The sequence below is a fragment of the Pseudomonas sp. 1 R 17 genome (assembly GCF_900067035.1).
Classification (GTDB): domain Bacteria; phylum Pseudomonadota; class Gammaproteobacteria; order Pseudomonadales; family Pseudomonadaceae; genus Aquipseudomonas; species Aquipseudomonas marginalis.
In genome coordinates this window covers 104,537-123,934 of sequence record NZ_FKLB01000034.1, presented here as the reverse complement: position 1 = coordinate 123,934, position 19,398 = coordinate 104,537, and the positions used below count along the sequence as shown (strand labels likewise).

The 19,398-nt window shown below is 59.2% G+C and carries 17 protein-coding genes; 5 read left to right on the top strand and 12 right to left on the bottom strand.

The window, feature by feature from the left end:
- The first annotated feature begins 147 nt into the window (after positions 1-147).
- Entirely contained in the window at positions 148-663 is a 516-nt protein-coding gene (fabA, locus tag BFP99_RS11250) for a 3-hydroxyacyl-[acyl-carrier-protein] dehydratase FabA (protein ID WP_003210552.1), read from the top strand.
- 11 nt (positions 664-674) lie between these two features.
- Positions 675-1,895 (top strand): beta-ketoacyl-ACP synthase I, encoded by a 1,221-nt coding sequence (fabB, locus tag BFP99_RS11245; RefSeq protein WP_027607070.1) that lies wholly within the window; start codon positions 675-677, stop codon positions 1,893-1,895.
- Between the two features lie 105 nt (positions 1,896-2,000).
- Here fabB and BFP99_RS11240 read toward each other — a convergent pair whose 3' ends face one another.
- Entirely contained in the window at positions 2,001-3,023 is a 1,023-nt protein-coding gene (locus BFP99_RS11240) for an amidohydrolase family protein (protein ID WP_065947274.1), read from the bottom strand.
- A gap of 141 nt (positions 3,024-3,164) precedes the next feature.
- On the opposite strand from BFP99_RS11240, the gene BFP99_RS11235 reads away from it, so the two are divergent.
- Both BFP99_RS11235 and BFP99_RS11230 read left to right on the top strand, forming a co-directional pair.
- Complete coding sequence (locus BFP99_RS11235) at positions 3,165-3,581, top strand: OsmC family protein (protein WP_065924497.1); 417 nt, start codon at positions 3,165-3,167, stop codon at positions 3,579-3,581.
- Positions 3,582-3,645: 64 nt separating this feature from the next.
- The gene (locus tag BFP99_RS11230) at positions 3,646-4,512 is read left to right on the top strand and encodes a pirin family protein (protein ID WP_065947273.1); all 867 of its coding nucleotides are present in this window, start codon (positions 3,646-3,648) and stop codon (positions 4,510-4,512) included.
- 46 nt (positions 4,513-4,558) lie between these two features.
- On the opposite strand, the gene BFP99_RS11225 is transcribed toward BFP99_RS11230, so the two are convergent.
- The 4 genes from BFP99_RS11225 to BFP99_RS11210 form a co-directional block, all read right to left on the bottom strand.
- On the bottom strand, positions 4,559-5,287 hold the full coding sequence (locus tag BFP99_RS11225) for a dienelactone hydrolase family protein (protein WP_065924495.1): 729 nt from the start codon (positions 5,285-5,287) through the stop codon (positions 4,559-4,561).
- A gap of 179 nt (positions 5,288-5,466) precedes the next feature.
- On the bottom strand, positions 5,467-7,371 hold the full coding sequence (gene htpG, locus BFP99_RS11220) for a molecular chaperone HtpG (RefSeq protein ID WP_065947272.1): 1,905 nt from the start codon (positions 7,369-7,371) through the stop codon (positions 5,467-5,469).
- An 89-nt stretch (positions 7,372-7,460) separates the two neighbouring features.
- The gene (locus tag BFP99_RS11215; RefSeq protein WP_065947271.1) at positions 7,461-7,913 is read right to left on the bottom strand and encodes a PaaI family thioesterase; all 453 of its coding nucleotides are present in this window, start codon (positions 7,911-7,913) and stop codon (positions 7,461-7,463) included.
- Complete coding sequence (locus BFP99_RS11210; protein ID WP_065924492.1) at positions 7,910-8,386, bottom strand: PaaI family thioesterase; 477 nt, start codon at positions 8,384-8,386, stop codon at positions 7,910-7,912. The genes BFP99_RS11215 and BFP99_RS11210 overlap by 4 nt, the downstream gene beginning before the upstream one ends.
- A gap of 158 nt (positions 8,387-8,544) precedes the next feature.
- Between BFP99_RS11210 and BFP99_RS11205 the strand changes: the two genes are divergently transcribed.
- Positions 8,545-8,796 carry a hypothetical protein gene (locus BFP99_RS11205; RefSeq protein ID WP_010211724.1) on the top strand — a complete coding sequence of 84 codons (252 nt, stop codon included), beginning with the start codon at positions 8,545-8,547 and terminating at the stop codon, positions 8,794-8,796.
- Positions 8,797-8,892: 96 nt separating this feature from the next.
- Here BFP99_RS11205 and BFP99_RS11200 read toward each other — a convergent pair whose 3' ends face one another.
- From BFP99_RS11200 to BFP99_RS11170, 7 genes are all read right to left on the bottom strand, one after another.
- On the bottom strand, positions 8,893-9,630 hold the full coding sequence (locus tag BFP99_RS11200; RefSeq protein ID WP_027607062.1) for a DUF599 domain-containing protein: 738 nt from the start codon (positions 9,628-9,630) through the stop codon (positions 8,893-8,895).
- 143 nt (positions 9,631-9,773) lie between these two features.
- The gene (gene brnQ / locus BFP99_RS11195; protein WP_065924491.1) at positions 9,774-11,087 is read right to left on the bottom strand and encodes a branched-chain amino acid transport system II carrier protein; all 1,314 of its coding nucleotides are present in this window, start codon (positions 11,085-11,087) and stop codon (positions 9,774-9,776) included.
- 417 nt (positions 11,088-11,504) lie between these two features.
- The gene (sucD, locus tag BFP99_RS11190; protein ID WP_003172813.1) at positions 11,505-12,386 is read right to left on the bottom strand and encodes a succinate--CoA ligase subunit alpha; all 882 of its coding nucleotides are present in this window, start codon (positions 12,384-12,386) and stop codon (positions 11,505-11,507) included.
- Positions 12,386-13,552, bottom strand: coding sequence for an ADP-forming succinate--CoA ligase subunit beta (sucC, locus tag BFP99_RS11185; protein ID WP_003233235.1), 1,167 nt, complete (start codon positions 13,550-13,552; stop codon positions 12,386-12,388). Before sucC ends, sucD begins: the two co-directional genes overlap by 1 nt.
- A gap of 204 nt (positions 13,553-13,756) precedes the next feature.
- Positions 13,757-15,193: a dihydrolipoyl dehydrogenase gene (lpdA, locus tag BFP99_RS11180; protein WP_065924490.1), complete on the bottom strand. Its 1,437-nt coding sequence runs from the start codon at positions 15,191-15,193 to the stop codon at positions 13,757-13,759.
- A 101-nt stretch (positions 15,194-15,294) separates the two neighbouring features.
- Entirely contained in the window at positions 15,295-16,518 is a 1,224-nt protein-coding gene (odhB, locus tag BFP99_RS11175; protein WP_065924489.1) for a 2-oxoglutarate dehydrogenase complex dihydrolipoyllysine-residue succinyltransferase, read from the bottom strand.
- 44 nt (positions 16,519-16,562) lie between these two features.
- Entirely contained in the window at positions 16,563-19,394 is a 2,832-nt protein-coding gene (locus BFP99_RS11170; RefSeq protein ID WP_065924488.1) for a 2-oxoglutarate dehydrogenase E1 component, read from the bottom strand.
- Between the last annotated feature and the right edge of the window lie 4 nt (positions 19,395-19,398).

The window sequence follows — 19,398 nt, the reverse complement described above, 5'->3', positions numbered from 1 at the left end:
AACAAGTGTACATTCAGTACCTTGCCGCTGTGACTTTCACTACAACGCAATAGTCTATGTGTAGGCTGCCGACATGAGGCATGAACGCTTCATTCGGTTCGGGAAGATTTGCCCTACCCTGCCGCATGGGATTATTGAGGAGCTCGCATGACCAAACAAAACGCCTTTACTCGGGAAGACCTGCTGCGCTGCAGTCGCGGTGAGCTGTTCGGCCCAGGTAACGCGCAACTGCCCGCCCCGAACATGCTGATGGTGGATCGCATCACCCATATCAGCGAAGAGGGTGGCAAGTACGGCAAAGGTGAATTGGTCGCCGAGCTGGATATCACCCCGGACCTGTGGTTCTTCGCCTGTCACTTCGAAGGTGACCCTGTCATGCCTGGCTGCCTGGGCCTCGACGCCATGTGGCAACTGGTCGGCTTCTACCTGGGCTGGCAAGGCCTGCCAGGCCGTGGCCGCGCCCTGGGTTCGGGCGAAGTGAAGTTCTTCGGCCAGGTCCTGCCGACCGCCAAGAAAGTCACCTACAACATTCAAATCAAGCGCGTCCTCAAGGGCAAGCTGAACCTGGCCATCGCCGACGGTTCGGTGACTGTCGACGGTCGCGAGATCTATACTGCCGAAGGCCTTCGGGTCGGCGTATTTACTTCCACTGACAACTTTTAAGGGTTATCCGCATGCGCCGCGTCGTTATCACTGGTCTGGGCATCGTTTCTTGCCTGGGCAATGACAAAGAGACCGTCACCGCTAACCTGCGTGCAAGTCGCCCTGGCATCCGCTTCAACCCGGAATATGCCGAAATGGGTCTGCGTAGCCAGGTTTCCGGCTCCATCGACCTGCCCCTCGAAGAACTGATCGATCGCAAGATCTATCGCTTCGTGGGCCACGCTGCCGCCTATGCCTACCTGGCCATGAAAGACGCCATCGCCGACTCCGGCCTGAGCGAAGACCAGGTATCGAACGTACGCACCGGCCTGATCGCCGGCTCCGGCGGCGCATCGACCCTCAACCAGATGGAAGCGCTGGACATCCTGCGCGAAAAAGGCGTGAAGCGCGTTGGCCCGTACCGTGTCACGCGGACCATGGGCAGCACCGTTTCGGCCTGCCTGGCCACGCCGTTCCAGATCAAGGGCGTGAACTACTCGATCTCCTCCGCATGCGCCACCAGTGCACACTGCATCGGTACCGCCGTCGAGCAGATCCAACTGGGCAAGCAGGACATCGTGTTCGCCGGCGGCGGCGAAGAAGAACATTGGAGCCAGTCGTTCCTGTTCGACGCCATGGGCGCCCTGTCCACCCAGTACAACGAAACCCCGGAAAAGGCCTCCCGCGCCTACGATGCCAAGCGTGACGGTTTCGTCATCGCCGGCGGTGGCGGCATGGTGGTGGTCGAGGAGCTGGAGCACGCCCTGGCCCGTGGCGCCAAGATCTACGCGGAAATCGTCGGCTACGGCGCCACTTCCGATGGCTACGACATGGTTGCGCCAAGCGGTGAAGGCGCCATCCGTTGCATGCAGATGGCCATGTCCACCGTGGATACCCCGATCGACTACCTGAACACCCACGGCACCTCGACTCCGGTCGGCGACGCCAAGGAAATGGAAGGTGTACGCGCGGTATTCGGCGACAAAGCCCCAGCCATCAGCTCCACCAAGAGCCTGTCGGGTCACTCCCTGGGCGCCGCCGGCGTTCACGAAGCGATCTACTGCCTGCTGATGATGGAAGGCAACTTCATGGCCGGTTCGGCCAACATCGACGAGATCGACCCGGTCGTCGCCGATATGCCGATCCTGACCAAGACGGTTGAAAACGTCAAAGTCGACACCGTGATGAGCAACAGCTTCGGCTTCGGTGGCACTAACGCCACCCTGGTGCTGAAACGCTGGCAGGGTAAGTGAGCCCCGCAGGTTGATCACATGAAAAGCCCCGACTGGTTCGGGGCTTTTTTATGGGCGACGGGATTTGAGACCGCAACCGCATTTGCGTGAGACGAAAACGCAATATCAACGCGCACCCTCATCGCCGCGAGGTTTAGGCAGGATGGCCAGGAAGTTGTCCCTCGCCACTTTGTGGGCAACGTCCTCAGGCAATGCATCAAGGAAGACATCAAAGCGGTGCATTTCCTCACCCAGCTTGTTGAAACGCCCGACGACATCCGAACCCAGCATAAAGCGCTCCGGGAAGCGCTCCACCAGCGTTACCCACTCCGGCCGAGGCTTGCCCCCATCATCCAGCAAGTACGGCGTGAGCATGCTCCAGGACAGGTCGATATACAGGTTGGGGTAAGCCTCGAGCATACGGTTCAAGGTGGGTAGCAAAAAGTCCATTTGCACCTGGTGGCGGTGAATTTCCTTGCTGGTGCCGGCGTGAGCCCAGATAAAGCGGGTGTGCGGGTGGTTGCGCAGCGGCTCTTCCACTTCGGCGAGGTACAGCGGGTTACGCTCGCGCTTGGAGGTGATGTTGGAGTGCAGCATCACCGGCAAGTCGTTTTCCGCCGCCAGGTGATAGATGCGCGTCATGGCCTCGTTGTTGGCGCGCGGGGTATCCCCCGATGTGAGGGCGGTAAGGTCGTCGTGACGGGTAAACACTTCACCGATGCCCTGCCACAGCCCCGGGTTGAGGTCGAGCATGCGCTGGATATGGGCATCCGAATTCTTGTCATTGGGGTTGAAGCCGGACAGAAATGGATGAAAGTGCTGGCGCTGTTCAGGTGTCAGTTTATTTACCGCTGCGGCAACAATCACGTCCGTGGCGCTGTACCAATAGGCATCCGCGTCATCACCGGTGTAGTAGCGCGGGCGCTTGGGCTCGTCTTCGTGCCATTTCTTTGCGACGGGAATGCCGGAAATCATGACATGCTCGATGCGATTTTCTGCCATCGCCTTGAGCAACGTGTCCATCCCCGCCGTTTCCTGGAAGAAATCCACGTAATGCAGGTGGGCATCGCTGTAGGCATAGTCGCGAGTCTGCGCGGCAAGACTGTTGGCGGCGAGCAACAGGGCGAGACTCAAGCGGGTCCAGGGCACGGTATAACCTCGATAAGGGCGAATACCGGTAGACCTTGCGTGTCGTACCGGGGTTCAGCCGGCAAAAAAATGTGGAACACCCCCGTGCCAGCATGCTCTATAACTGCATGACCTTCCTTCTGCCAACCCGTGAGGTTTGCCATGCCTGTTACCGTCAATACGCTGAACGCCGACAACTTCCGCCACAGCGTCAATATCAATAACCACGAGCTGTTTACCGACCTGCCCAAGAGCCTGGGTGGTGACGACTCGGCGCCCTCCCCCCACGATTACTTCGACGCCGCGCTGGCATCGTGCAAGGCGCTGACCGTCAAGCTCTATGCCCAGAAAAAAGACATCCCCCTGACCGGCGTGACCGTGGAAGTCACCCACGACGCCAGCGAAGAGCAAAAGGGCAAATACAGGCTCAACGTCAAGCTGACGCTCAAGGGCGTACTCACCGACGAACAGCGCGACGAGCTGCACCGTGTGGCCGATCGCTGCCCGGTACACAAGCTGATGACCACCGCCGAGGTCACCATCGAAACCCGCCTCTCTGAAGGCGCGTTCAGCCAATAGCGGCAACCTCCCGTCGAGCGGGTTATGCTCATTACCCTACAACCCGCTCAGACTGGGACGCACCATGACCACCCTCACCGTGATCCGCCCACGCCCCGAAGATGTCGAAGGCCAGCCGATCCTGCGCCCGCTGCCCTCGCGGGAATGTCGCAGCGTCGGGCCCTTTGTGTTTTTCGACCATATGCTGCCGACCCGCTATGCACCGGGCAGCGGCATGAACATCCGCCAGCACCCGCATATCGGCCTGTCCACCCTCACCTATCTGTTCGAAGGCGCACTGCAGCACAAGGACAGCCTGGGGTCGGATCAAGTGGTAGAGGCCGGCGATGTCAGCTGGATGACTGCAGGCGGTGCAATCGCCCATGTCGAGCGCACACCCGAGGCACTCAAGGCCCACGGTTTCAGCATGCATGGCCTGCAAGTGTGGCTGGCGTCGCCCAAGGACCACGAAGCGGGGCCGGGACACTACAGCCATCACCCTGCAGCGAGCCTGCCGGTGAGTGACAACCTGGGCGTGCGGATTCGCCTGATCGCCGGCAGTGGCTTCTGCCTCAAATCACCGGTGCCGGTGCTGTCGCCTACGTTGTATGCAGATGTACACATGCAAACGGCCACGACCCTGCTGATTCCTGACGAGCACGAGGAACGCGCGGTGTATGTGCTGGAGGGTGAAGCCCAGTTGGAGGGTGAGCGGCTTGAGGTGCACAGCCTGGTGGTATTGCCGGCCGGGCAGGCAATGACCCTGTTCGCCGAGAGCGATTGCCAGTTGGTGGTGTTTGGCGGAGCACCGCTGGATGGGCCACGGCGGATCAATTGGAATTTTGTCGCGAGCGATCCGTTGAAGATCGAGCAGGCCAGGCAACGCTGGGCCGCTGGGGATTGGCCGACGGTGCCGGGTGAAACTGAAAGAATTGAGTTGCCGGTGAGATAGCTATCGGGGGCAAGCCCCCGATGACGCCGGAACAGGCGCTGAAGATTCAGCCCTTGAACACTTCATCCAGCAAGTTATGCATCGACCGGAACGCCCGTGCAGCGGTCTTGGCGTCATACATCATCTTGCCCGGCACATTGGCATCCGGGTCAGTGAAGGAATGCACCGCACCGCCGTAACTCAGCAATTGCCAATCCACGCCGGCCGCGTTCATTTCATCTTCGAACGCCGGCAGTTGCTCTTTCGGCACCAACGGGTCGGAAGCACCGTGCAGTACCAGCACTGGACCCTTGATGTTTTTCGCGTCTGCCGGGTTCGGCGTGTCGAGGGTGCCGTGGAACGATACGGCAGCCTTCAATGGCGCACCGGTACGTGCCAGCTCCAGGGAGCAGCAACCGCCGAAGCAGAAACCAAAGGTGGCCAGCTTCGAGGTGTCCACTGCCGCTTCGGTCTGGCCCTGCAGCTGCTCAAGGGCAGCCTGCATGCGCTTGTTCAGCAACGGGCGATCATTCTTCAACGGCATCATTGCGGCGCCGGCTTCATCGCCATTCGACGGGCGCACGGTTTGCCCGTAGAGGTCGGCGATCAGCACCACGTAGCCCTTGGCGGCAACGCTCTTGGCGATCTCCTCGGCACCCGCACTCACCCCCATCCAGTTCGGCGCCATCAGCAGGCCGGGCAGCGGGTTCTTTTGGCTGGCATCGAACGCCAGGCGGCTTTCATAAGACTGGCCATCAATCTGATAGACCACGGAACGCACAGTGACTTGGCTCATCATTTTCTCCAGTTGAAGATCACTAGAACGGAAATAGGCTGTAGGTGCGAGCTTGCTCGCGAAGAACCTCAACGATCACGCGGGCAACCTGACACCCAGCGCCGCCCGCAGTTTTTTCGCGAGCAAGCTCGCTCCTACAAACGAAAAAACCCGCCGAAGCGGGTTTTTCTACAACGGTATCAAACCGACAGTTCAACCAACAGCTTGTTCAGTCGGCGCACGTAGGCGGCCGGGTCCTTGAGGCTGTCGCCAGCGGCCAGGGCCGCCTGGTCGAAAAGGATGTGGGACAGGTCGCCAAAGCGCTCTTCGCTCTGCTCGCCGTCGAGTTTCTCGATCAACGGGTGAGCCGGGTTGAATTCGAAGATCGGCTTGGAGTCCGGGACCTTCTGGCCGCTGGCTTCGAGGATCTGGCGCATCTGCATGCCCAGGTCCTGCTCGCCGATGGCCAGGATCGCCGGGGAATCGGTCAGACGGTGGGAAACCCGCACTTCGCTGACGGCATCGCCCAGGGACGCCTTGATCCGCTCAACCAGGCCTTCTTTGGCCTTGGCGACCTCCTCGGCTTCTTTCTTCTCTTCCTCGGAGTCCAGGTTACCCAGGTCCAGGTCGCCACGGGCCACGTCGACAAAGGATTTGCCGTCGAACTCGTTGAGGTAGCTCATCAGCCACTCATCGATACGGTCGGTCAGCAGCAGCACTTCGATGCCTTTCTTACGGAAGACTTCCAGGTGCGGGCTGTTCTTGACCTGTGCGTAGGTTTCGCCGGTGAGGTAGTAAATCTTGTCCTGGCCTTCCTTGGCACGTGCCAGGTACTCGGCCAGGGACACCACCTGCTCGCCCTCTTCACCCTGGGTGGAAGCAAAGCGCAGCAGACCGGCGATTTTTTCCTTGTTGGCAAAATCTTCCGCCGGGCCTTCTTTCATGACCTGGCCGAAGTTTTTCCAGAAACCCTTGTATTGCTCTGGCTCGTTCTTCGCCAGTTTTTCCAGCATGTCGAGTACGCGCTTGGTCAGCGCCGACTTCATGGAATCGATGATCGGGTCTTTTTGCAGGATTTCCCGCGACACGTTCAGCGACAGGTCATTGGAGTCGACCACACCCTTGATAAAGCGCAGGTACAGCGGCAGGAACGACTCCGCCTGGTCCATCACGAACACGCGCTGCACGTAGAGCTTCAGGCCTTTTGGCGCTTCACGCTGGTACAGGTCGAACGGCGCACGGGCCGGCACGTAGAGCAGCGAGCTGTATTCCAGCTTGCCTTCGACCTTGTTATGGCTCCAGCTCAGCGGGTTTTCGTAGTCGTGGCCGATATGCTTGTAGAACTCCTGGTATTCCTCGTCCTTGATCTCGGTACGCGGACGGGTCCACAGGGCACTGGCGCGGTTGACGGTTTCCCATTCCTGGGCAGGCTTCTCTTCACCTTCGGCAGCCGCTTGTTCTTTCGGCAGCTCGATCGGCAAGGCAATATGGTCGGAGTACTTCTTGATGATATTGCGCAGGCGCCAGCCGTCGGCGAACTCGTCTTCACCGGATTTGAGGTGCAGGACGATGCGGGTACCACGGTCAGCCTTGTCGATGGTGGCGATTTCAAATTCGCCCTCGCCCTTGGAAGCCCAGTGCACGCCTTCGCTGGCGTCAAGGCCGGCACGACGGCTGAACACTTCAACCTTGTCGGCCACGATGAAGGCCGAGTAGAAGCCCACACCGAACTGGCCGATCAGGTGCGAATCTTTCTTCTGGTCGCCGGACAGGTTTTTCATGAAGTCGGCGGTACCGGATTTGGCGATGGTCCCCAGGTGGGTGATCGCATCTTCACGGCTCATGCCGATACCGTTGTCTTCGAGGGTGACGGTATTGGCGTCTTTGTCGAAGCTCACACGGATTTTCAGTTCCGCGCCGCCTTCCAGCAGTTCAGGCTTGGACAGGGCTTCGAAACGTAATTTGTCGACAGCGTCAGAGGCGTTCGAGATCAATTCGCGAAGGAAGATTTCCTTGTTGGAATACAGCGAATGGATCATGAGGTGCAGCAGTTGCTTCACCTCGGTCTGGAAGCCCAGGGTTTCCTTTTGAGTTTCCACACTCATGGTCATCAAACTCCAATTGGATGGCAGTGGCCGCGCCCTGAATGGTTGGCGGCGGGTTGTCATCAAAGTTGGGGGCTAAGAGCAGGATTTCAAGGGCGGACCACGTCCTCGATCTTGAAATGCGCACGGGCGGTGGCGATGGGCTCGGCGGCGGTGGTTTGCCAGGCGGTGATCGCCAAATTCGCCACCCGTCGGCCCTGGCGCCACACCTGGCATTTGGCGTAAGTGTCGCGAAACTGGCCGGCGCGCAGGTAATCGAGGGAGAAATCGATGATTTTCGGGAGGCCAGGCGCTCCGGTAAACACCAGCAGGTGCAACGCCGCTGCCAGTTCCATGAAGCCGGCAATCACCCCGCCGTGAAGCGCCGGCAATATGGGGTTACCAATATTGTCCTTGTGGGCCGGCAGGCGAAACAGCAATTCATCCCCCAGCCGGGTGCATTCGATACCGATCAGTTTGGCGTAGGGGATCAGGTCCAGCAGCGCCTCGTAGTTGCCGCGCTGATGAGCCTGTTCCAGGCGGGTCTTGAATCGATGGGTCATGCCTGCTCTCCCTTGATCGCGCGCCCCAACCCGTGGGTGCCCTTGAGACGCTTGCCCATGCGCATGAAAGTGCCCACCACATGGGCGATGGGTTGTTGCGGATCGTCCTGGTAGGCAAAACCACGGGTGAAGATCACGTCGGTGGTCACCCGGTAGCATTGGGCGAAACCATATACCGGCTTATGCGGCTCGGCGGGATGCATATAGTCGACACGCAGGTCCAGGGTCGGGCACACCTCGAACTCCGGCAGGACACACAGGGTGGCCATGCCGCAGGCAGTGTCCATCAAGGATGTCAAAGCGCCACCGTGGATCACGCCGGTCTGGGGGTCACCCACCAACTGCGGGGCGTAAGGCATGGCCAACGTGATGCCCTCCTCGCTGGCATGATGAACGCTGATACCCAGCACCTGACAATGGCGCAAGGCCGAGACAAAGCGCGTCGCGCGCTCTAACAAGGGATTTTCGGTCATTCGTTGCAGACTCTTATTAGTGTTGATGGGCGAAATAGACGGTGCGGGCGAAAGTTCCTTTGAGGTCGTTGTTTATATATCTGTGGAATAAAAGGAACTAATGCTGAACGGCCATGCTCGAAAGGCCAGTAGATATCTTCACTAAGGAGAAACACCCCATGCGTAAGACTTTAGCTATTTCCATGATGTTGGCCGCTGCCCTCGGTCTCGCTGCTTGCGACAAGAAATCCGAAGACAAAGCCCAAGATGCCGCAGCGCATTCTGAGCAAGCTCAAAAAGACATGGCGAAAGCTCAGGATAAAGTGAACGACGCTGCGAAAGAAAACGCCGATGCTGCCAAAGCTCAGGCTGAATCGAACGAAGCCGCCGCAAAAGAAGCAGCACCAGCTACTCCTGCCACCGGTTCCTGATACCGCTGCATGAAATAGCTTCGCTGCAATAAAAAGAAAGCCCGCTTATAGAGCGGGCTTTACTTTGCCTGTTGTTTTAACTCAGCGCGTCACGCATTAAATCTCCTCTTTGGCGGGCTCAGGCATCGGTGTATCCGTCTGCGTATACACCATCACTTGCAGTACGTCGGAATGAAACTCCCGGCGATACAACACAAACACCACCCCGGCACTCATCAACATGAACAACCAGGGGCTGACGAACCACGCCAGCATGGTCATGCCGAAGTAATAAGAACGCAGGCCAAAGTTGAACTGGTTGGCGGCCATGGAGATCACCCGCGCCGCACGCAGGGCAAACGCCTTGCGCTCCTGCTCCGACACATGCCGTTCACCGATCATCGGTGCCGACCCGACCAGCACCGCGGCAAAGTTGTACTGGCGCATGCACCAACTGAAGGTGAAGAAGGCATACACGAAGACCAGCGCCAGGCAGAGCAGCTTGATCTCCGACATGCCCTGGGAGGCCTGCTGCACCATGGGTATGTCCGCCAGCAATGACACCGCCCGCTCGGAAGCCCCCAGCACCGTGAGAATGCCGGCGAGGATGATCAAGGTGCTGGAGGCGAAGAATGAGGCATTACGCTCCAGGTTGCCGATCACGCTGGCATCGGCGATGCGGTTGTCACGCAGCAGCATGCGGCGCATCCAGTCCTCGCGATACAAATGCAGCACGCTGGCCAGGCACGCGGTGTCTCGGGCTTTCCAGGTGGCATAACGGGTGTAGCCGCCCCAGCACAGGATGAACCAGAGGGCGGCAAGCAGGTGGATCTGATTGGCTTCGACGAACGACATGCGGGTCCTTGCAGAAAGAAGATTGAGAAACTTTTTGCGTCTGTTCGACGTTAGCGCAAAGAAAAAGACACTGCCTTGCGCTCAAAAAAAATGCCCCGTATCGATTGATACGAGGCATTTCCGTACTGCATGAAACCCGCTTGTTATGCGATGGCTTCGCTGCGCTTACCCAGCATGCGATCAATGACGACCGCCACAACCAGCGTCATCACCGACGGCACCAGCCACGCCAGGCCTTGCTCGCTCAGCGGCAGGTTCGCCAGCTGCGAAGGCATCCAGCCTGCCAGGCCTGCGCCCTTGAGCGCGTCGATGCAACCAAAGATGAACGACACCAGCATCACCGGCCCGACGATACGGCCCTGTTCCTGCCAGAAGTCTTTGCAGAAGCTCAAGGCCACCAGCACGATGCACGGCGGGTAGATCGCGGTGAGTACCGGGATCGAGAACGCAATCAGCTTGGTCAGGCCCAGGTTCGACACGAACAGCGAGAACAGCGCCAGGATCACTACCAGGGTCTTGTAGGACAGCGGCAGGATTTTGCTGAAGTACTCGGCACATGCGCAGGTCAGGCCGACGGCAGTGACCAGGCATGCCAGGGAGATCAATACAGCCAGGAACCCACTGCCCAGGGAACCGAAGGTGTGCTGAACATAAGCGTGCAGCACTGCGGCGCCATTGGCAGCGCCGGCAGCGACTTCATGGCTGCCCGACCCGAGGCGGAACAGGCTGACATACACCAGCGCCAAACCGACGCCGGCAATCAACCCGGCAATGATCGCGTAGCGGGTGATCAGCTTGGGCGATTCGACACCACGGGAACGGATCGCATTGACGATCACAATGCCAAACACCAGCGCCCCCAGGGTATCCATGGTCAGGTAGCCATTGATAAAGCCCTGGGAAAACGGTGCGGCGACGTATTCCGGGGTGGCGACACCCACCTCACCTGCCGGCAGGGCAAACGCGGCAATGCCGAGGATGGCCAGGGCGATGATCTTCAGCGGCGCCAGGAAGCGACCCACGGTGTCCAGCAGTCGGCCTGGGTACAGGGAGACAAAGAACACCACCAGGAAATACACCGAGCTGTAGAGGAACAGCGCCAGCGGGCTTTCGCCGGTCAGCGGCGCCAGGCCCACTTCAAACGACACGGTCGCGGTACGCGGGGTGGCGAACAGCGGCCCTACCGCCAGATACGCCGCCGCCGCGAGCAGGCCACCGGCGATCTTGCCGATCGGGCTGCTCAGCGCGTCCATGCCGCCACCGACCTTGGCCAGGGCGATCACGGTGACCACCGGCAGGCCAACGGCGGTGATCAGGAAGCCCAGCGCCGCCATCCAGACATGAGGCCCGGACTGCAAACCAACGATAGGCGGGAAGATGATGTTGCCGGCGCCCACGAACAGGGCGAAGGTCATGAAGCCCAACGCCAGGATGTCCTGGCTTTTCAACACTTTCATTTGAGGAAATACCACACTACTGAATCGGAATTTAGAGAGGGATTCCCTATGGATGAGGGAAATGCTGCCGGCCCTTATGGGCACCGACCGGTCTAGCGCGCAGCTTCCTTTTGGGAGGCGGACGCATAAAGAGGCGGCTAGGGTACAGAATTAGCCTGACAAACGCACTGTTGCGGGGCGTACTGTCCGATAAGCGACATCTCGATGTCGCGTTTTCATACTTAATTTGGCAATACAAACAAAATTGTGGGAGGGGGCTTGCTCCCGATAGCGGTGCGTCAGTCCCACATCAGCTGGCTGATGCACTGCAATCGGGGGCAAGCCCCCTCCCACATTTGAATCGTCAACAATCTGCAGAATGCACAAAGGCCACCCGAAGGTGGCCTTTGCTGGTAAAGCGTCAGCTAAGCGCGAGGCTTACTTGACAGCCCAACCGGTCAGCTCGGCCAAGGCCTTGCCGATGTCTGCCAGCGAACGCACGGTTTTAACGCCTGCGTCTTGCAGTGCAGCGAATTTCTCGTCTGCAGTGCCTTTGCCGCCAGAGATGATTGCGCCAGCATGGCCCATGCGCTTGCCCGCAGGGGCAGTCACACCAGCGATGTAGGAAACAACCGGCTTGGTCACGTGTGCCTTGATGTAGGCAGCCGCTTCTTCTTCAGCCGAACCGCCGATCTCACCGATCATCACGATCGCTTCGGTCTTCGGGTCTTCCTGGAACAGCTTCAGGATATCGATGAAGTTGGAGCCCGGGATCGGGTCACCGCCGATGCCGACGCAAGTCGACTGACCGAAACCGGCGTCAGTAGTTTGCTTCACAGCTTCGTAGGTCAGGGTGCCGGAACGGGAAACGATACCGACTTTACCTGGCAAGTGAATGTGACCTGGCATGATGCCGATCTTGCATTCGCCTGGAGTGATCACGCCTGGGCAGTTAGGGCCGATCAGGACTACGCCCAGCTCGTCGCACTTAACTTTAGCGTCCAGCATGTCCAGGGTAGGAATGCCTTCGGTGATGCACACGATCAGCTTGATGCCGCCGAATGCCGCTTCCAGGATCGAGTCCTTGCAGAAAGGAGCTGGAACGTAGATCACGCTGGCGGTGGCGCCAGTGGCAGCTACAGCGTCTTTCACGGTGTTGAACACTGGCAGGCCCAGGTGCTCGGTGCCGCCTTTGCCCGGGGTTACGCCGCCAACCATCTTGGTGCCGTATTCGATGGCTTGCTGGGTGTGGAAACTACCTTGCGAACCGGTAATACCCTGGCAGATAACTTTGGTGTCTTTATTGATCAGGACGCTCATTATTTGCCCTCCGCAGCTTTGACAACTTGTTGAGCAGCGTCGGTCAGGCTGGTAGCCGCGATGATGTTCAAACCGCTTTCTGCCAGTACTTTAGCGCCCAGTTCAGCGTTGTTGCCTTCAAGGCGAACAACAACCGGGATTTTAACGCCGACTTCTTTCACTGCGCCGATGATGCCTTCGGCAATCATGTCGCAACGAACGATGCCGCCGAAGATGTTGACCAGTACTGCAGCGACGTTGGAGTCGGACAGGATGATCTTGAAGGCTTCGGTTACGCGTTCCTTGGTAGCACCACCGCCCACGTCGAGGAAGTTGGCTGGTTTGCCGCCATGCAGGTTGACGATGTCCATGGTACCCATGGCCAGGCCGGCACCGTTGACCATGCAACCGATGTTACCTTCCAGGGCTACGTAGTTCAGTTCGAACTTGGCAGCGTGCGCTTCGCGCGGATCGTCCTGGGACGGATCGTGGAAAGTCTTCAGCTTAGGCTGACGGTACATGGCGTTGGCGTCGATGTTGATCTTGGCGTCGAGGCAGTGCAGATCGCCGTCAGCCTTGATCACCAGCGGGTTCACTTCCAGCAGGGCCAGATCGTGATCCTGGAACAGTTTGGCCAGACCTACGAAGATCTTGGCGAACTGGGCAACTTGCTTGCCTTCCAGGCCCAGCTGGAAAGCCAGCTCGCGACCCTGGAATGGCTGGGCGCCAACCAGTGGGTCGATAGTGGCTTTCAGAATTTTTTCTGGGGTTTCGTGAGCGATCTTCTCGATGTCCACGCCACCTTCGGTGGAAGCCATGAACACGATGCGACGGCTCGAACGGTCAACGACAGCGCCCAGGTACAGCTCTTTAGCGATATCAGTGCACGATTCAACCAGGATCTTGGTGACTGGCTGGCCATTGGCATCAGTCTGGTAAGTCACCAGACGCTTGCCCAGCCACTGCTGTGCGAAGGCCTTGGCGTCTTCTTTGCTGCGAACCAGCTTAACGCCGCCCGCTTTACCGCGACCACCAGCGTGGACCTGGGCTTTGACAACCCACTCGGTGCCGCCGATTTTGTCGCAAGCTTCTGCTGCTGCTTCCGGGGTGTCTACTGCGTAGCCCTTGGAAACTGGCAGGCCGTATTCAGCGAACAGCTGCTTACCCTGATACTCGTGAAGATTCATGCTTTTTACCGTCTTCGTTAGGTACTGCGCATTCGGCGCTGCGCTCATTATGAGTGCCGCGCCACCTGTGACTGCTGCTTGCGCAACTTGCGGGGCTCAAGGCCCGTAAAGCTGCGCAAGACTGCGTCCAGCGGATATTCCGCGGTGAGTCTTGCGCGCAAGGCTCACGACGGGCAACTCCGCCGTGGTTTCTTATTATCTCGCTTAGCGCTTCTTCTTGTTGGCGATGTGGATGGCATGGCCATTCACTGCCAACGCGGCTTCGTGCAGCGCTTCGGACAGGGTCGGATGGGAGAAGACCATCATGCCGATGTCCTCGGCACTGGTGCCGAATTCCATACCGATCGCGCCCTGCTGAACCAGTTCTGCTGCGCCTGGGCCAATCACGTGGACGCCCAATACGCGGTCAGTCTTGGCATCAGCGATGACTTTGACAAAACCACCGGTGTCGTTGGCTGCCATGGCACGGCCAGAAGCGGCGAACGGGAAGGTGCCGACGTTAACTTCAACGCCTTCAGCTTTCAACTGCTGTTCGTTCTTGCCGACCCATGCAATTTCCGGGTGGGTGTAGATAACCGATGGGATCAGGTCGTAGTTCATCTGGGTCTTGTGACCCTTGATGCGCTCGACAACCATGATGCCTTCTTCGGAAGCCTTGTGCGCGAGCATCATGCCGCGAACCACGTCGCCAATGGCGTAGACGCCCGGAACGGTGGTAGCGCAGTGATCGTCAACGTGGATGAAGCCACGCTCGTCGATGTTCACGCCGCTGTCGGAAGCCAGCAGGTCGGTGGTCACTGGACGGCGACCAACGGCCACGATCAGCTTGTCGAAAGTGATGGTCTGTTCGCCATCCTTGTCGGTGTAGGTCACGACGACTTCTTCGCCATTAACCTTAGAGCCGGTCACGCGAGCGCCCAGCTTGATGTCCAGACCTTGTTTGGTCAGGGTTTTCAGCGCTTCCTTCGAGACTGCGGTGTCAGCAGCCAGCAGGAACGTGTCCAGGGCTTCCAGCACGGTCACTTCGGAACCCAGGCGGGACCAGACCGAACCCAGTTCCAGGCCAATGACGCCAGCGCCGATCACGCCCAGGCGCTTAGGCACGGCCTGGAATTCCAGGGCGCCGGTCGAATCAACGATCACGTTCTGGTCAACCGGAGCCGGTGGAATGTCGATTGGACGCGAACCTGGGGCCAGGATCACGTTCTCGGCTTCGATGATTTCTACCGAACCGTCCGGCTTGGTGATTTCAACTTTCTTGCCGGCCAGCAGTTTGCCGTGGCCTTGCAGGGAAGTCACGCCGTTGGCCTTGAACAAGGTCGCAACGCCGGAAGTCAGGCCTTTAACGATGTTGGCTTTACGGCCGACCATTGCTGGCACGTCCATGGTCACGCCGGCATGGTTGATGCCGTGGATCGCGAAGCCGTCCTGGGCTTCGTGGAATTTCCAGGAGCTGTCCAGCAGCGCCTTGGAAGGAATGCAACCGACGTTCAGGCAAGTACCGCCCAGTGCCAGTTTGCCTTCCTTGTCGGTGTATTTTTCAATGCAAGCAGTCGAGAGGCCCAGTTGTGCGGCCTTGATGGCGGCAACGTAGCCGCCAGGACCCGCACCAATCACTACAACGTCAAATTTCTGCGACATGAAAATAGTTCCTCTATTTAGCAGCAAGCTTTCAAGCCGCAAGCCCCAAGCCCAACTGCCTTATCCGGCAATCTGTCACTTGAGACCTGCAGCTGCTTCTATCAGATATCCAGCAGCAGACGAGCCGGGTCTTCCAGCAGGTTCTTGATGGTCACCAGGAAAGTCACGGCTTCTTTACCATCGATCAGGCGGTGATCGTAAGACAGCGCCAGGTACATCATTGGGCGGATCACGACTTGGCCGTTGATGGCCATCGGACGCTGGATGATGTTGTGCATGCCCAGGATCGCGGCTTGTGGCGGGTTAACGATCGGCGTCGACATCATCGAACCGAAGGTACCACCGTTGGTGATGGTGAAGGTACCACCGGTCATCTCGTCGATGGTCAGCTTGCCGTCACGGGCTTTCTTGCCGAAGCCGGCGATGCCGCCTTCGATTTCGGCCAGGCTCATCAGTTCGGCGTTACGCAGGACCGGAACCACCAGGCCACGGTCGCTGGACACGGCAACGCCGACGTCTGCATAACCGTGGTAAACGATGTCGCCGCCGTCGATGGAAGCGTTGACTGCCGGGAAGCGTTTCAGCGCTTCGGTGGCCGCTTTCACGAAGAACGACATGAAGCCCAGGCGCACGCCGTTGTGGGACTTCTCGAACAGATCCTTGTACTTCGAACGCAGGGCCATGACTTCGGTCATGTCGACTTCGTTGAAAGTGGTCAGCATCGCCATGTTCGACTGTGCTTCAACCAGGCGCTTGGCCACGGTGGCACGCACGCGGGTCATCGGTACACGCTTCTCGGTGCGGTCGCCGGCAGCGAACACAGGCGCAGCGGCAGCCGGGGCAGCAGCCTTGGCAGGCGCGGCAGCCGGAGCGTTTTTCTTGGCTTCAACAGCAGCAACCACATCTTCCTTGGTCACACGGCCGTCTTTGCCGGTGCCTTTGATGGAAGCCAGGTTGATGCCGTTTTCTTCGGCCAACTGGCGAGCAGCCGGTGCAGCGATTGGATCTTCGCCACCCGCAGCCGGAGCGGCAGCAGGTGCCGAGGCAGCGGCCGGTGCAGCAGCGGCAGCAGGAGCAGCGGCAGCGCTGCCCTCTTCGATCGAGCCGAGTACCTGGTTCGACAGAACGGTAGCGCCCTCTTCGGCAACGATTGCGCCCAGCACGCCGTCAGCTTCGGCCAACACTTCCAGCACGACTTTGTCGGTCTCGATGTCGACGATCAGGTCGTCACGCTTGACGGCCTCACCTGGTTTCTTGTGCCAGGTGGCAACGGTGCCATCGGCAACCGATTCCGGGAATGACGGGGCTTTGATTTCGATAGCCATTATCTGTGGGTCCTTAAAATTCGGTTTCAGTCAGCGCGAAGGCGTTAAACAGTGAAAGCATCTTGCAGCAGTTTTTCCTGCTGCTCGGCGTGCATCGACGCATAACCACACGCAGGTGCAGCGGAAGCATCACGGCCGGCGTATTCCAGGCCCAGGGCCTTGTTGTGGTTACCGATGCTGCGGCGCAGGTGATGCTGGCTGCTGTACCAAGCGCCCTGGTTCATCGGTTCTTCCTGACACCACACCACATTGGTGAGGTTGGTGTAAGGCGCGATGATCTCCATGAGGTCATCTTCCGGGAACGGGTAAAGCTGCTCGATACGCACGATGGCGATGTCTTCGCGGCCTTCGGCACGGCGTTTTTCCAGCAGGTCGTAGTAGACCTTGCCGCTGCACAGGATCAGGCGAGTGACCTTGGCCGCGTCCAGCGTATCGATCTCTGGAATCACGGTCTGGAACGAACCATCCGCCAGATCTTCCAGGGTCGAGATGGCCAATTTGTGACGCAGCAGCGATTTCGGGGTCAGCACTACCAGCGGCTTGCGCAGCGGGCGGATCACCTGGCGACGCAGCAAGTGGTAGATCTGCGCCGGGGTGGTCGGCACGCACACCTGGATGTTGTGCTCGGCGCACAGCTGCAGGTAGCGCTCCAGACGGGCCGAGGAGTGCTCCGGCCCCTGACCTTCATAACCGTGTGGCAGCAGCATGGTCAGACCGCACAGACGGCCCCACTTGTGCTCGCCGCTGGTGATGAACTGGTCGATAACCACCTGGGCACCGTTGGCGAAGTCGCCGAACTGGGCTTCCCAGATCACCAGCGCCTGCGGCGTGGTGGTCGAGTAACCGTATTCGAACGCCAGTACGGCTTCTTCGGACAGGAACGAATCGTACAGGTCGAAACGCGGCTGGCCTTCGTACAGGTTCTGCAGCGGGATGTAGGTGCCCGCGTCTTTCTGGTTGTGCAGTACCGCGTGACGGTGCGAGAACGTACCACGGCCGATGTCCTGGCCGGTCATGCGGATCGGGTGACCTTCGAACGCCAGGGTCGCGTACGCCATGGTTTCGGCATAACCCCAGTTGATCGGCAGGCCGCCGGCTTGCATCTTTTGACGGTCTTCGTAGATCTTCGCAACCTGGCGCTGCACCACGAAGCCATCCGGGATTTCCAGCAGCTTGGCGGACAGTTCCTGCAGGGTCTTCAGATCGAACGAGGTGTCGTGACGCGCCGTCCAGGTGTGACCCAGGTACGGACGCCAGTCAACGAACAGCTCTTTGTTCGGCTCCTTGACCAGGCTTTTTACGACATGCAGACCATTGTCCAGCGCGTTGCGGTATTCATCGATCTTCGCCTGAACCCGTTCATCGTCAACGATACCGGCCTTGGTCAGGCTTTCGGCATACAGCTCACGGGTGGTGCGCTGCTTGGTGATCTGCTGGTACATCAACGGCTGGGTGCCGCTTGGCTCGTCGGCTTCGTTGTGACCGCGACGGCGGTAGCAAACCAGGTCGATCACCACGTCACGCTTGAACTGCATGCGGTAGTCGACAGCCAGTTGGGTCACGAACAGCACGGCTTCCGGATCATCGCCATTCACATGGAGGATCGGCGCCTGGATCATCTTGGCAACGTCGGTGGCGTACTCGGTGGAACGCGCATCCAACGGGTTGCTGATGGTGAAGCCAACCTGGTTGTTGATGACGATGTGAACGGTACCGCCGGTCTTGAAGCCGCGGGTCTGCGACATCTGGAACGTTTCCAGGACCACGCCTTGACCGGCGAATGCCGCGTCACCGTGGATGGAAATCGGCAGGACCTTTTCACCGGTAGTGTCGTTACGACGATCCTGGCGAGCACGGACCGAACCCTCGACCACTGGAGAAACGATTTCCAGGTGGGATGGGTTGAACGCCATGGCCAGGTGAACTTCACCGCCGGTGGTCATCACGTTGGACGAGAAGCCCTGGTGGTATTTAACGTCACCGGAACCCAGCTCGACCTTCTTCTTGCCTTCGAACTCGTCGAACAGCTCACGCGGGTTCTTGCCGAAGGTGTTGACCAACACGTTCAGGCGACCACGGTGGGCCATGCCGATCACGATTTCCTTGGTGCCGTAGGAACCGGAACGCTGGATCAGCTCGTCGAGCATCGGAATCAGGCTCTCGCCGCCTTCCAGGCCGAAACGCTTGGTGCCCGGGTATTTGGTACCCAGGTATTTTTCCAGGCCCTCGGCTGCGGTCACGCGCTCAAGCAGGTGGCTGCGCACGTCGGCGGACAATACCGGACGGCCACGCACGCCTTCCAGGCGATGCTGGAACCAGTGGCGTTGCTCGGAATCGGTGATGTGCGTGAACTCGGCGCCGATGGTGCGGCAATATGTCTGCTGCAACGCTTCGTGAATTTCGCGTAGGCTCGCTTCCTCTTTGCCGATGAACAGGTCGCCGGCACGGAAGGTCGTATCAAGATCGGCATTGGTCAAGCCGTAATGATTGATCGACAGGTCTGCAGGTGCAGGACGCTGCCAGAGCCCCAGCGGGTCAAGCTGGGCCGCCTGGTGGCCACGCATCCGGTAGGCCTGGATCAGTCGCAGTACTTCAACTTGCTTCTTCTCGTGCTCACTGCTCACGCTGCCGGCGGAAACCGGCTGGGCGCGGCGCTGGTTCTTTGCCAGCAGCACGAACTGATCGCGAATTGTTGCGTGCGATACATCGGTGGCAGCGTTGCCGTCTGAAGACAACGTCTGAAATTTGGTGCGCCATTCTTCTGGCACAGCGTTAGGGTCGTGCAGGTAGAGCTCATAAAGCTCTTCCACATAGGCAGCGTTACCACCTGAAAGATAGCCGCTGTTCCACATGCGCTGCATCACGCTTTCTTGCATGCTT

What these genes read in the sequence shown, in the direction of transcription:
- BFP99_RS11225 (WP_065924495.1), bottom strand. Translation starts at nt 5,287, where the DNA reads ATGAGCCAAGTCACTGTGCGTTCCGTGGTCTATCAGATTGATGGCCAG.
- BFP99_RS11170 (WP_065924488.1), bottom strand. Translation starts at nt 19,394, where the DNA reads ATGCAAGAAAGCGTGATGCAGCGCATGTGGAACAGCGGCTATCTTTCA.
- fabB (WP_027607070.1), top strand. Translation starts at nt 675, where the DNA reads ATGCGCCGCGTCGTTATCACTGGTCTGGGCATCGTTTCTTGCCTGGGC.
- BFP99_RS11230 (WP_065947273.1), top strand. Translation starts at nt 3,646, where the DNA reads ATGACCACCCTCACCGTGATCCGCCCACGCCCCGAAGATGTCGAAGGC.
- sucD (WP_003172813.1), bottom strand. Translation starts at nt 12,386, where the DNA reads ATGAGCGTCCTGATCAATAAAGACACCAAAGTTATCTGCCAGGGTATT.
- lpdA (WP_065924490.1), bottom strand. Translation starts at nt 15,193, where the DNA reads ATGTCGCAGAAATTTGACGTTGTAGTGATTGGTGCGGGTCCTGGCGGC.
- BFP99_RS11235 (WP_065924497.1), top strand. Translation starts at nt 3,165, where the DNA reads ATGCCTGTTACCGTCAATACGCTGAACGCCGACAACTTCCGCCACAGC.
- odhB (WP_065924489.1), bottom strand. Translation starts at nt 16,518, where the DNA reads ATGGCTATCGAAATCAAAGCCCCGTCATTCCCGGAATCGGTTGCCGAT.
- htpG (WP_065947272.1), bottom strand. Translation starts at nt 7,371, where the DNA reads ATGAGTGTGGAAACTCAAAAGGAAACCCTGGGCTTCCAGACCGAGGTG.
- BFP99_RS11210 (WP_065924492.1), bottom strand. Translation starts at nt 8,386, where the DNA reads ATGACCGAAAATCCCTTGTTAGAGCGCGCGACGCGCTTTGTCTCGGCC.
- BFP99_RS11200 (WP_027607062.1), bottom strand. Translation starts at nt 9,630, where the DNA reads ATGTCGTTCGTCGAAGCCAATCAGATCCACCTGCTTGCCGCCCTCTGG.
- BFP99_RS11205 (WP_010211724.1), top strand. Translation starts at nt 8,545, where the DNA reads ATGCGTAAGACTTTAGCTATTTCCATGATGTTGGCCGCTGCCCTCGGT.
- BFP99_RS11215 (WP_065947271.1), bottom strand. Translation starts at nt 7,913, where the DNA reads ATGACCCATCGATTCAAGACCCGCCTGGAACAGGCTCATCAGCGCGGC.
- sucC (WP_003233235.1), bottom strand. Translation starts at nt 13,552, where the DNA reads ATGAATCTTCACGAGTATCAGGGTAAGCAGCTGTTCGCTGAATACGGC.
- brnQ (WP_065924491.1), bottom strand. Translation starts at nt 11,087, where the DNA reads ATGAAAGTGTTGAAAAGCCAGGACATCCTGGCGTTGGGCTTCATGACC.
- fabA (WP_003210552.1), top strand. Translation starts at nt 148, where the DNA reads ATGACCAAACAAAACGCCTTTACTCGGGAAGACCTGCTGCGCTGCAGT.